The 12,520-nt window shown below is 73.1% G+C and carries 9 protein-coding genes; 3 read left to right on the top strand and 6 right to left on the bottom strand.

From position 1 onward, the window contains the following. Positions 1 to 81: 81 nt before the first annotated feature. The 4 genes from ACFYML_RS14160 to ACFYML_RS14175 all read right to left on the bottom strand — a co-directional run bounded on the left by ACFYML_RS14160 (position 82) and on the right by ACFYML_RS14175 (position 6,402). Positions 82 to 1,911, bottom strand: coding sequence for a CocE/NonD family hydrolase (locus tag ACFYML_RS14160; RefSeq protein WP_387420982.1), 1,830 nt, complete (start codon positions 1,909 to 1,911; stop codon positions 82 to 84). Positions 1,912 to 2,016: 105 nt separating this feature from the next. Further along, entirely contained in the window at positions 2,017 to 3,189 is a 1,173-nt protein-coding gene (locus ACFYML_RS14165; protein WP_387420983.1) for an alanine--tRNA ligase-related protein, read from the bottom strand. A gap of 235 nt (positions 3,190 to 3,424) precedes the next feature. Next, positions 3,425 to 5,026, bottom strand: a complete 1,602-nt coding sequence (locus ACFYML_RS14170; RefSeq protein ID WP_387420984.1) for a glycosyltransferase family 2 protein — start codon at positions 5,024 to 5,026, stop codon at positions 3,425 to 3,427. Continuing rightward, positions 5,023 to 6,402, bottom strand: coding sequence for a glycosyltransferase (locus ACFYML_RS14175; protein ID WP_387420985.1), 1,380 nt, complete (start codon positions 6,400 to 6,402; stop codon positions 5,023 to 5,025). Before ACFYML_RS14175 ends, ACFYML_RS14170 begins: the two co-directional genes overlap by 4 nt. A 326-nt stretch (positions 6,403 to 6,728) precedes the next feature. Between ACFYML_RS14175 and ACFYML_RS14180 the strand changes: the two genes are divergently transcribed. Together ACFYML_RS14180 and ACFYML_RS14185 are read left to right on the top strand one after the other, a co-directional pair. Next, complete coding sequence (locus ACFYML_RS14180) at positions 6,729 to 7,793, top strand: glycosyltransferase family 2 protein (protein WP_387420986.1); 1,065 nt, start codon at positions 6,729 to 6,731, stop codon at positions 7,791 to 7,793. A 10-nt stretch (positions 7,794 to 7,803) separates the two neighbouring features. Next, positions 7,804 to 8,946 carry a glycosyltransferase gene (locus tag ACFYML_RS14185; RefSeq protein ID WP_387420987.1) on the top strand — a complete coding sequence of 381 codons (1,143 nt, stop codon included), beginning with the start codon at positions 7,804 to 7,806 and terminating at the stop codon, positions 8,944 to 8,946. 18 nt (positions 8,947 to 8,964) lie between these two features. On the opposite strand, the gene ACFYML_RS14190 is transcribed toward ACFYML_RS14185, so the two are convergent. Both ACFYML_RS14190 and ACFYML_RS14195 read right to left on the bottom strand, forming a co-directional pair. Then, positions 8,965 to 10,104 carry a fatty acid desaturase family protein gene (locus ACFYML_RS14190; protein ID WP_387420988.1) on the bottom strand — a complete coding sequence of 380 codons (1,140 nt, stop codon included), beginning with the start codon at positions 10,102 to 10,104 and terminating at the stop codon, positions 8,965 to 8,967. A gap of 15 nt (positions 10,105 to 10,119) precedes the next feature. Further along, positions 10,120 to 11,202, bottom strand: coding sequence for a ferredoxin reductase (locus ACFYML_RS14195; RefSeq protein WP_387420989.1), 1,083 nt, complete (start codon positions 11,200 to 11,202; stop codon positions 10,120 to 10,122). Positions 11,203 to 11,285: 83 nt separating this feature from the next. Here ACFYML_RS14195 and ACFYML_RS14200 point away from each other — a divergent pair, with 83 nt between their 5' ends. Continuing rightward, the gene (locus ACFYML_RS14200; protein WP_387420990.1) at positions 11,286 to 12,503 is read left to right on the top strand and encodes a PucR family transcriptional regulator; all 1,218 of its coding nucleotides are present in this window, start codon (positions 11,286 to 11,288) and stop codon (positions 12,501 to 12,503) included. Positions 12,504 to 12,520: the final 17 nt, after the last annotated feature.

The raw sequence follows: 12,520 nt of genomic DNA on the forward strand, positions 1-12,520 counted from the left end.
CCGCGTCGCCTCGGCGAGTCGCACGGCTGGAACGGGCGGCTGCCCGGCACCCGCCTGTGCGGGTGCCGGGCAGCCGTCTGGTCATCCCTGCTTTGAGACGCCCAGCGGGAAGGTGCCGGTGCCGACGTCGTTGAGCGTGGTGCTGTTCGCCCTCACGTACGTGTCCAGGTACGGCGAGCGGTCACCCTGGGTCGGCGAGTCGAACCGCGGGTCCTGCACCTCGACGGCGAGGTGCGCGTCGGTGACGGTGACCGTCTCACCCGAGGGTACGGCCCGCCAGCCCCTCGAGGCGATGGTCCCGATCTGGACCCCCAGCTGGTGCCCCGGCTGGAAGGTCCAGTCCGTCGCCTTCAGCTCGAACGAGGTCGATCCGCTGTGGTCCAGCACTGCGACGTTCTCGTTGAACATCGTCGCCTTGCCGTCCGGAGCGACGTCCCACAGCCGTACCCAGACGTTGCCCTGGCCCCTGGTCATCAGCCTGATCTGCGGGCTGCCCGTGATCCGCACCTGCTCGGCGGCGGGCGTGGACCAGGACCAGTAGCTGTTGCCGGGCGCGTCGGCGCTGAGCAGCGTCGTCTGGTCAGTTGTCAGCGAGCCGGCCTCCGGCGCGTACTCGATGTCCCAGCCCGGGGCCTGCGGCGTCGTCATCGACCGGGCGGCCACCTGCGCGTTGCTGCCGTTGTCGACGTACTGCCCGGGCGACAGCCGCACCTTGTACGCGTCGTTGGTCACCGGCCAGGTCGGCTGGGCGCGCCAGTGGCCGAGGCTGTCCTCGATGGAGAACGCCGGGTCGGTCACCGACGGCTCGATGCCGCGCAGGTGCTGGTCGTAGAACCGCATCACCTCGTCGAACCAGCCCGCCCGTCCCATCTTGAGCTGGCCCTTGGCGTTGGTCTCGTTACCGCGCACGTGCTCCCACGGGCCGAGCCAACCGCGTTCCGGACCCTGATGGTTGGCCAGGTACTTCTGCATCTCCTCGGGCTTGGTGTTGTCCTCGATGAAGCCCGACGTGACGAACAGCGGCGTCTGGGACCCGGCGGCGCGGGAGGCGAAGTCACGGGCCCGCCAGAACGACGACTTCGGGTCGGGGTTCTGGGTGTTGGTGAGGTTGTCACTCTCGCACTCGGGGTGGCTCTTCTCGTACGCCGCATTCGCCTTGTAGTGGTCGCTGTCATCGGCAAGCGGGGCCATCGTCGCGATCGAGTAGTAGCTCCGCGGCGTGCTGGTCGCGTTGGAACGCGGCACCCCGTTGCTGAACAGGTAGTTGTACCTGTTCCACGTCGGCTCCTGGGAGACGATCGCCTGCAGCGGCTTGAGCTTGAGGGTGTTGGCCGCCAGCCCGGTGTTGGCGTCGTACGACTTGCCGTACATGCCCACCTTGCCGGTCGACCACGGCTGGCTCGCCGCCCACTCGACGGCCGCCTTGATGTCGGCCTGTTCCCCGGGGCCGAGGAAGTCCAGGCACCCGGTGCTGCCACCGAAGCCCCGCAGGTCGACCATCACGACGGTGTATCCGCGCTCCATGAGCCGGGCGCCGTCGATGAAGTCCTGGAAGCGCGCCGACGGCCCAACCCGGTCCCATCCCTCGGGGCTGGTCTGCCCCGCGTGCGAGAAGTACGGACCCACCGACAGGATCACCGGTGTCTTCGCGTCCGCCGGCAGGTTTGCCGGGCGCAGGACGTCGGCGTGCAGCTCGACGTCACTCCCGTCCGAGGACGGGAAGTACGCCTCCGTCCACGCCGCCCCCACGGGAACCCGCGGATTCTCCTCATGGGTGATCGGGGCATCAGCTGCCGCAGCCGCCGGAGCGGCCTGTGCCGCCGCGGGCAGGGCGCCCGCGGTGAGGCTCGTGATGATGGCCAGCGCGCCGGCCGCCGCGACCGGCGACACCACCTTCCGCCGAAGGTTCATCCATCCTCCACCTAACTCCAGACGACATCGTCCGGTCAGCCATCGAGGCTAACGATCTTCGCTGGCCGTGAACCCTGAGTTATCTTCCTGTGTCCTTTGCCCGGGTCAGCCGGTCTCGGTGAGCAGGCCGTCGACCAGGTCGCGGGGCAGCCCGTGCGTGTCGTGCAGCCAGTGGTAGTCGCGCTCGGTCAGCGGCCCGCGCCCGCGGAGCCGGTCGACCAGCGGGCGACCCCGGCGCAGCAGCCCACGGAAGCGCCGCTCCTCGTCGAGAAGCACCGCGCGCAGCGGCTCCACCTCCGCCCGCTGCCGGAACCGGCGCAGCGTGTCCGCGTACGCCTCGACGGGCAGTTCGGTCAGGCCGCGCCTCGGGTCGTCCCGCCACAGCACGGTGAGCGCCCGCCGGATGAGCCGGCGCAGCACGTACCCGCGCCCGGTGTTCCCGGGTCGTACGCCGTCGCCGAGCACGACCACGGTGGAGCGCAGGTGGTCGGCGACGATCCGCAGTTCCGGCCCGTCCAGCGGCCACCGGTCGCGGACCGCGTCGATCCACGGGCGCAGCCCGTCGCCCGCGAAGACCGACAGGTGGCCGCGCAGCACCATCTCCAGGCGTTCCAGTCCCATCCCGGTGTCGATGCTGGACGTCGGCAGTGGGGTCAGCCCGCCGTCGTCGTGCCGGTGGTAGCGCATCTGGACGTGGTTCCAGACCTCCAACCACCGTTCGTCGGTGCTCGGCGTGCCGGTGGGTGGCCCGTCGCCGGTCCACACGAAGATCTCCGAGTCGGGCCCGCACGGGCCGGTCGGGCCGTTGTCCCACCAGTTGTCCACGCCGGTCGCCTCGACCGGTACGCCCAGCTCCGTCCAGGTCGCCCAGGCCGTCTCGTCCGGCCCGACCTGCTCGTCGCCGCCGAAGACGGTCGCGTGCAGCCGTCCGGGATCGACGCCGAAGCCCCCGGTGAGCAGCTCGTGCCCCCAGCGGAGGCTGGTCGCGATGTCGTAGTCGCCGAGCGACCAGGAGCCGAGCATGTCGAAGACGGTCAGGTGGGTGCGGTCGCCGACCTCGTCCAGGTCGGTGGTGCGCAGGCAGCGCTGCACGTCGACCAGCCGCCGGCCGCCCGGGTGGGGCCGGCCCAGGAGGTACGGGGTGAGCGGGTGCATGCCGGAGGTGGTGAACAGCACCGGGTCGCCCAGCGGCGGGATCAGGGAACTCTCCGGCGCGTCCCGGTGCTCTCGGCGGTGGTAGTGGTCGAGGAAGATGCGGACGATCTCGTCGGGTGTCATGGCATGGGCCTTCCGGGTCGGAGCGACCGGAAGGGTCCGCCGCGCGGGCGGTGGCGTGACACGACGACGCCGGCGGACCGTTTCCGGTCGCCGGCGAGAAAGAGTCGGTCAGGCGGCGGCAACCGGCGAGCGGGAAGCTCGCGCGGCCGCGACGGTGGTGCGCCTGATCTGCATGCCCCGACGGTAGCTCAGTGAGAACGCCGCCGCCCAGCGGATTTACCCGGCGGGGCGGGCGTCAGCGGCCGCGGCGCAGGGTCCGGCGTAGCTGCGCGGCCACCCGGGCGACGGTCACCGGCACCACCGAGATCATCAGCCGGCCGGACGCGTCGAGCACCGGCGTGACCACAAACAGCCGGGCGCCGCGCCGCCGTACCAGCGGCGCCGTCGCGCGTACCCGGGGAGCGCGCACGGCGGCCGAGCCGGCCGCGCCGGTGGCCGTCGCCGCGCCCGCCGCCCGACCCGGGTCGAAGCCGCCGGCCTGGGCGGAGACCGCCCGCCGCTGCCCGGTCGACCCGGTGCCGGCGAGCAGGTCGGTGGCGCGGAACCGGATCCGCAGCGTGGTGCCCCGCGCGCCCTGGTCGACCGTGGTGACCTCGCCCGGGATCTCCTCGGCGCTGACCGTCACCGGCTCCGCGCCCGCCGCCGCCAGGTCCGGCACCGGGCTGACCGCGGTGACGGTCAGCACCTTCTCGCCGCGCTCGTCGGTCTCCCAGGCCAGCGCCGTCGCGTCGAGCTTGGCGCACCAGTCCGGAACGGTGGTCACGTCGAAGCAGGCGTCCGGCAGGCCGCGGGCCGGGTCGCGGAAGCCGGGATAGGCGGCGTACCGCCGGTCGCCCTCGACGACGGTCGCCGGCACGCCGGCCCGCGCGTCCTGCCGGATCACCGCGAGCAGGTCGTCGAGCGCCCCGTCACGGGTCAGCGCCAGCCGGATCCGGGTCTCGGCGTTGAGCTGGGCGGCGATCCCCTCGGTGAGGTGGGCGCGGACCAGCCGGCCGATGCCGTCGTGCACGAGCTGCTGGGTCTCCCGGTCGAGGCCGAGGAGGTCGTCCTCCAGCAGCTTGGCGATCTCGTGGTCGAAGCGGCGGGCGAGGACGGCGTCGCGCTGCCGGCCGGCCGGAATCAGCTCGGCGACGAAGGCGGTGGTCGCCTCGACCGTGCGCAGCCGATCGGCGTGCCGGCTCAGGTAGGTGATGTTGGTGGCGCTGTGCCGGCGGACCGCGTAGTAGAAGTCGTAGTCGGCCAGCACCGAGATGCGCCGGGCCCGGTAGCAGGCCTCCAGCGTGAACGGCAGGTCGCTGCCGAGCGGCAGGTCCTCCCGGTAGCGGATGCCGTACTTCTCCAGCAGCTCCCGCCGGAACAGCTTGGTGTTGGCCAGCGAGCGCGGCAGCGGCGAGTCGAACAGGTCAACATCGACCTGGGTACGGGCGAAGATGTCCTGGTAGATGTGGCGGCTGTTGACCCCCACCACCCGGCCCAGCACGACGTCGGATTCCCACGCGTCGGCCGCCTCGACCAGCCGGCGCAGGGCGTCGGGGCCGAGGTGGTCGTCGGCGCCGACGAAGAAGACGTACCGGCCGGTGGCCGCGTCCAGGCCCCGGTTGAACGGGGCGGCGGGGCCGCCGGAGTTGGCCTGGTGGATGACGGTGAACAGGCCGGGATGGCCGGCGGCGTACCGGTCCAGCTCGGCGCCGCTGGCGTCGGTCGACCCGTCGTCCACCGCGACGATCTGCAGCCGGTCCGGGCCGATCGTCTGCGCCACCAGCGAGTCCAGGCAGCGGGTCAGGTACGGCATGGTGTTGTAGACCGCCACCACCACGCTCACGTCGGGGGCGTTCACCGCGCCTGTGCCTCCACCGTCGACTCCTCGGGGGACAGCAGCCGCCGGTAGAGGGCGTCCAGCTTCTGCGCCTGCGCCTCCCAGGTCCAGCCGGGCAGCGGCGAGTCCGGCCCCGCGTAGGCGGCCCGGTAGCGGTCCGGGTCGGCGAGCACGGCGCGGACGGCGCGGACCAGGTCGGCGGCATCGCGGGCCCGGAACACCTCGCCCTGGCCGGTGGCCCGCACCGTGTCGGCCATCGTCCGCACGTCGCTGACCACGATCGGCAGCCGGGCGTGCGAGTACTCGAAGAACTTGGTGATCAAAGCGATCTCGTGGTTCGGCCAGTGGTGCAGCGGGATCAGCCCCACGTCGGCGCCGCTCAGGAACGCCACCAACTGCCGGTGCGGCACGTACGGCACCGGGTGCACCCGGTCGGCCACGCCGAGCCGGGCGGCCCGGGCCGCGAGCTGGCGCAGGTACGCCGCCGTGGGATCGCCCACGACCAGCGCCAGGTGCACGCCGGGCAGCCGGGGCAGCCCGTCGACCACGGTGTCCAGGCCGCGCTGCACGGCCATGGCGCCGCTGTAGACGAGCAGCGGGGTGTCCCGGTCGACGCCGCAGAGCCGCCGCAGGTCAGGGGCGGGCTCGGTGTCGCCGGCCGGCTCGTCGGCGGTCGCCGGCGCGTTGAGCAGCACGGTCGGGCGCTCGGTCAGACCATGGTCGCGCTGCAGCAGCTCGGCGAGCGCGTCCGAGACGGTGACCACCGCGTCGGCGTGCCCGACGTACTCCCGCACGTACGCCAGGTGGGCGGGGAGCCAGCGGACGTTGTCCCGCCGGGGCTTAGCGCCGGGGAGCCACTCGTGCGCGTCCCAGACCAGCTTCGCCGGGCGGCCGGCGGCCCGGGCGCGCAGCACGGCGCGGGCGGCCACCCCGAGCATCCGGAAGTCGTGCGCGTGGATCAGGTCAGGCCGCAGCTCGTCGATGACCGGGCCGAAGAGCCGCTCGTACCCCCAGAGGCCGGGCTCCAGCCGCCGCCAGGCCCGATCGCCCTGCAGCGTCCGCCAAAGCAGGACCTGGCCGTGCTCGACCGGCCGGCGGGCCAGCCGGGCGGCGCGCAGGGGGAGCCCGCCGCGGCTGACCAGCCGCTGGCGCAGCCCCCGGGGGCCGGTCGGGCCGCCGGTCGGCCCGCCCATCGGCAGCACCCGGACGTGCGCCCGGCCGAGCCGCCAGTCCCGCTCGCCGTCGGTTCGGGCACAGCCGAGCAGGGTCACGTCCCAGCCCGCGTCGGCCGCCGACCGGGCGGCCTTCTGCACCCGGGAGTCTCCCTCGACGGCGTTGTCGACGAGCATGACCACCCGGCCCCGGGGGGCGGACGGCGCTGCGACGTCGAGCTGCATGAACGATCGCTCCCATTCTCCGTCCGGCCGGTGCCCGGCGAGTGTACGGCAGGTTCGACGCCCGGCAAGGCGACGGGCCGGGGCCGGTCGAATTGCGATGCAACCGTCGCCGTGCCGGCCAATCCGTAGGGCTTTCACCTGGGAAGACATCAAAGATAGTTCGTTTCGGAAGCCGATTGGCACTCGTTGTTAACCCGGTGCACAGGTAGCGCCAATTAGCGTGCTCAGGACCATTCGGGGCGCACCAGTCCCGCGAATTCACCGACCCCGCCTGGTTCGACGGCGGCGAATACATCTCGAAGTCACGTACGAGTGGGCAGGTATTCATGACCCGTACACCTGACGTCAGCGTGGTCATTCCCACCTGCGACCGGCCGGACCTGGTGCTCCGCGCCGTCCGCAGCGCACTGGCCCAGACCGTCGACACCATCGAGGTCATCGTCGTGGTCGACGGCGCCGACGAGGCGACCCTGCAGGCCCTCGCCGCGGTGCCGGACGACCGGCTGCGGGTGGTGCCGCTGGCCGAGCGCGGCGGCGCCCCGAACGCCCGCAACGTCGGGGCGCGGGAGGCTCGGGCGGAGTGGACCGCCTTCCTGGACGACGACGACGAGTGGCTGCCGGAGAAGCTGGCGGTGCAGCTGGCGGCGGCCCGCAGCGCCGAGGCGCCCCTGCCGGTGGTGGCCAGCCGGCTGGTCAACCGGACCCCGCGGGCCGAGTTCGTGCTGCCCCGCCGGCTGCCCGAACCGGGCGAGCCGATCAGCGAGTACCTCACCGTGCGGCGCGGGCTGTTCCACGGCGACGGGTTCATCCAGACCTCGACCATCATGGCGCCGACCGAGCTGCTGCGCCGGGTCCCGTTCACCGTCGGCCTGCGCCGGCAGCAGGAGCTGGACTGGACCCTGCGGGCGGTCAGCCACCCGGACGTCGACCTCGTCATGACCGAGGAGGCGCTGGTCGTCTGGCACCAGGACGAGGACCGGCCGCGGATCAGCCTGCAGTCGCCGTGGGCGGCCCAGTTCGAATGGCTCCAGGAGATCCGTCCGCTGCTCACCCCGCGGGCGTACGCGGCCCTGGCGATGAGCGTGATCAGCTCGATGGCGGCGACCACCCGCAGCTTCCGGGTGTTCCGGCTGCTGCTCGCCGAGGCCCGCCGGCACGGCCGCCCGAGCCTCATCGACTACGTGACCTACCTGCAGATCTGGCTGATCCCGCCGGACCTGCGGCACCAGCTGCGCGACCGGGTGCTCAACCGTCGCCGCACCGCGCAGCCGGCGTCGCAGAGCCCGGACAGCGGGGTGCCCGGCCCGCGCGCCGGCCACGCCGAGCCGACGCCGTCAGTGGTCGGCCAACCGGAGCCGGTGGCCGGGTCCGGTGGCGGCGGACGGCAGTAGGGTCGCGGTCATGTCCCAGTCCAGGGCGGTGATCTGGCGCAGCCACCTGCTGCCCGGGTCGGAGACCTTCGTCCGCAACCAGGGTGACGCGCTGACCCGCTGGGCGCCCCACTACCTGGGCGCGGTCAAGGTGGCTTCCCCGCTGGCCCGGGACAGCGACGCCATCGCGTTTCCGGACGACCCGCGCGGCCGGGCCGAACTGCTGCGGCTCAAGCTCACCGGCCGGTCGGCCCGGCTCGACGCGGCGCTGGCGCGACTCGCGCCGGATCTGGTGCACGCCCACTTCGGCGGCGACGGCTGGCTGGTCAGCGGCAGCACGCGGCGGCTCGGCGTACCCCTGGTGGTGACCCTGCACGGGCAGGACGTGACCCGGCAGCCCGCGCTGCCCGGGGCGCGCGGCGCCCGCAACCGGCGCCACCTGCGCCAGGCGTTCGACCGGGCGGCGCTGGTCATCGCGGTGTCGGAGTTCATCCGCGACCGCGCGGTCGTCCTCGGCGCCGACCCGGCGAAGGTCCGGGTGCACCACATCGGCGTGCCGATCCCGCCCCCGCCGGCGGCGGCGCCGAAGCGGTGGGACGTCATCTTCGTCGGCCGGTTCGTGGCCAAGAAGGGCGTCGACGACCTGGTGGAGGCGGTGGGGATGCTGCCCGCCGCGCGCCGGCCCCGGCTGCTCCTCGTGGGCAGCGGGCCGCTCGAGGCGCCGGTCCGGCGCCGGGCCGCCGAACTCGGCCTGGACGCCACCTTCCTCGGCGCGCAGAGCCCCGAGGTGGTCCGCCGTCACCTCGCCGAGTCGCGGATCCTGGCGGCGCCGTCGCGGACCGCCCCGGACGGCGACTGCGAGGGGCTGCCCACCACCATCCTGGAGGCGGGCAGCGCCGGCCTGCCGGCGGTGGCGACCTACCACAGTGGCATCCCGGAGGCGGTGCGGCACGGCGTGACCGGGCTGCTCAGCGCCGAACGGGACCAGACCGCGCTCGCCGCGCACCTCGACACGCTGCTCGGCGACGAGGCGCTGCGGACCCGCCTCGGCGCCGCCGCCCGCACGCACGTCGAGGCGCACTTCGACCTGCACCGGCAGACCCGGCTGCTGGAAGAGCTGTACGACGAGGCGCGCTCCGGCCGTCCCGCCGGCGCTACGCGGGTCGGGTCGTGACGCCGTCAGACTGACTCGTCAGGCGCTGGCGGAGACGAGCGGTGCCGGCACCACGGGCTCGACACTCTTGCGGCGCCGGTTGGGGAACGACAGCCGGATGACCTTCCACCACGCGGAGGCCACCTGCTTGGGCATCGACCCGGTGGTGTACTTCAGCCCGTACCGGTCGAACAGCGCCCGGACCTGGGGGGCGATCTCTCCGTAGCGGTTGCTCGGCAGGTCGGGGAAGAGGTGGTGCTCGATCTGGTGCGAGAGGTTGCCGGTCATGATGTGCAGCAGCCGGCTGCCGCTGATGTTGGCCGAGCCGAGCATCTGCCGCAGGTACCACTCGCCCTTCGTCTCGCCCTCGATGGAGGTCTTCTCGAAGGTCTCCACCCCACTGGGGAAGTGGCCACACATGATCACCGAGTGGCTCCACACGTTGCGGATCAGGTTCGCGGTGAACGTGGCGGCCAAGGTGCTCAGGAACGATGGGCCGGACAGCAGCGGGTGCACCAGGTAGTCCTTGAGCACCTGGCGGCGGATCTTGCGGCCGACCGCCCGGGCCCGAGCCCGGAACTCGGGGCTCTTGTGCCCGCCGTCGCGCAGGTTCTTCCCCAGCTCCAGGTCGTACGCGGCGATGCCGTACTCGAAGAAGCAGGCGTTGATGAGGTTGTAGAACGGCTGACCCAGGTGGCCCTTGCTCCACGGCTGGTCCTCGTCGACCCGCATGATGCCGTAGCCGAGGTCGTTGTCCTTGCCGAGCACGTTGGTGTACCGGTGGTGCAGCTCGTTGTGCGAGTGCTTCCACTGCTCGGCCGGGGTGACGTGGTCCCACTCCCAGGTGGTCGAGTGGATCTTGGGGTCGCGCATCCAGTCCCACTGGCCGTGCAGGACGTTGTGGCCGATCTCCATGTTGTCCAGGATCTTGGCGACGGCGAGGCCGGCGGTGCCGAGGATCCAGGCCGGCGGGAACAGCGAGAAGAGCAGCACCGCCCGGCTGCTGATTTCCAACGTCCGCTGGGTCTTGATGACCTTCCGGATGTACTGCGCGTCCCGCTCCCCCCGGTCGGCGATCACCCGGTCCCGGATGGCGTCCAGCTCCTTGCCGAGGATCTCGATGTCCTCGGCGGTGAGGTGGGCGATCGGGTTGACGGCCTTCTTCTGGATCGCGGTCACGTCGGGGGCCTCCTGTCAGAGTTCGATGTCGCAGGTACCGGCGGCCGCCGACACGCAGGTCTGGATGAGCACGCCGTCGCCGGGGACGGCGGTGGTGAGGTCGCCGTTGCGCAGGTCCCGGACCGCGCCCTGGCGCAGCGGCACCACGCAGCCGAAGCAGATCCCCATCCGGCAGCCCGACGGCATGAGCACCCCCGCGTTCTCACCGGCGTCGAGGATCGGGGTGGCCCCGTCCGCCTCGACCGTCACGCCGGCGCCGGTGAAGGTCACCGCCCCGCCCTCCCCGGGGGCGATCACCGTGGGCCGGAACCGCTCGGTGTGCAGCCGGTCGGCCACGCCGCGGTCGGCCCAGTGCCGCTCGACGGCGTCGAGCAGGCCGACCGGGCCGCAGGCCCAGGTCTGCCGCTCGGCGTGGTCGGGCACGAGCTCGTCCAGCTCGGGTACGCCGAGCAGCCCGTCGGTGTCGGTGTGCCGCTCGATGAGCCGCAGCGCGCCGGTGGCGGCGAGCGCCCGCAGTTCGGCGCCGAAGATGACGTCGTCCCGGCGGGGCGCCGAGTGCACCAGCACGATGTCGGCCCGGGCCGGCAGGCCGGCGCGGAGCATCGCCATGACCGGGGTGATGCCACTGCCGGCGGTGAGGAAGAGGACCCGCTCGGGGGTCGCCGCGGGCTGCACGAAGTCGCCCTGTGCCTGGTCGAGCTGGACGATCGTGCCCGGCCTGGCCCGGCGGACGAGATGGTTGCTGACCTTGCCGTCCGGGATCGCCTTCACGGTGACCGTGATCCGGCGATCGGCGCCGCCCGGCACCGAGGTGAGCGAGTACGCCCGCCACTGGCGCACCCCGTCGACGTCCACCCCGAGGCGCACGTACTGTCCGGGCAGGTGGCCACGCCAGCCGCGGCCCGGCTGGATGACCACGGTCGCCGCGTCCGGGGTCTCGGGACGCACCTCGACGATCCGGCCGCGCAGGGCGGCGCCGGCCCGCAGCGGCGCGACCAAGTCGAGGTAGTCCGCCGGCAGCAGCGGGGTGGTGACCGTCTCGGCCAGCCGCAGCAGCCGGTGCCGGAAGCTGGCCTTCGGGCGGGCGGTTGTGGTCATGTGACCAGGGTGGCTACCCGATCGCATAACATCTTGTCCGACAAAGGTGAATTGACCACGGGTTTTTGTGCGGGGTGAACAAGATGTCGGACGAGGCGCGCCACGCCACCCACCTCGAACTGGACGAACGGGTCGCCTCCCGACTCCGCGACCGTCTGCCCGTGGTGGCCGAGCGGACGGTCAGCGCGATCACCGCCGAGGTGACCGCCTACTCCGGCGCCCTCACCGGCACGATGCGGGCGAAGATCGAAAACGCGGTACGCATCGCGCTGGGCACGTTCCTGCAGCTCATCGAGGGGGCGCAGGCCGCCGACCCGAGCACCCCACTCGCCCCCGCGCTGGAAGCCGCGTACGCGCTGGGCAGCGGCGAGGCCCGCTCCGGGCGGAGCATGGACGCGCTGCTGGCCGCGTACCGGGTGGGCGCCCGGGTGGCCTGGCGGGAGGTGTCCGCCACCACCGTACGCAGCGGGCTGGCCGCCGAGACGGTGGCCGAGTTCGCCGAGCTGATGTTCGCGTACATCGACGAGCTGTCGGCGGCCAGCGTGGCCGGGCACGCCGACGAACTGGCCAGCGCCGGCCGGGCCCGCCGCCGCAACCTGGAACGCCTCACCCAGCAACTCCTGGCCGGAGAGCCGGAGGAGATCCTGCGCCGCAGCGCCGAGCGGGCCGACTGGCCGCTGCCGCAGACCCTCACCGTCGTCCTGCTGCCCCGCCGCGACCTGCGCGCGGTGCTCGCCCTGCTCAGCCCGCACACCCTCGAGAGCGGCGAGGACCTGCCCGGGATGGACCCGGCCGAGGAACTGGCCGTGCTGCTGGTGCCGGACATGCACGGCGGCCGACGCCGCCAGCTCGCCCGGCTGCTGCCCGGCCACCGGGCGGTGCTCGGGCCGGCCCGGCCCTGGCACCGGGTCGCCGCCTCCTACCAGCGGGCCACCCGGGCGCTCGCCCTCGGCCTCGGCGAGCCGGACGCCGGCCCGGTCGACACCGAACAGCACCTGGCCGAACTGCTGCTCAGCATGGACCCGGAGGGGCTGGCGGACCTGCGCACGCAGGCACTGCGCCCGCTGGCCGCGCTGCCCCCGGCCACCGCGCACCGGCTCGCCGAGACGCTGCGCTCCTGGCTGCTGCACCAGGGCCGGCGCGACGACGTGGCAGCCGACCTCTTCGTGCACCCGCAGACCGTCCGCTACCGAATGGGCAAGCTGCGCGAGCTGTACGGGGAGCGACTCCACCACCCGGCCACCGTCCTCGACCTCACGCTGGCCCTGGCCGTGCCGCCGACCCCGCCCGCGCTCGACTGAGCAGGGCCGGCAGGTCC

It is taken from the genome of Micromonospora sp. NPDC007230 (genome assembly GCF_042869115.1).
Taxonomy (GTDB): domain Bacteria; phylum Actinomycetota; class Actinomycetes; order Mycobacteriales; family Micromonosporaceae; genus Micromonospora.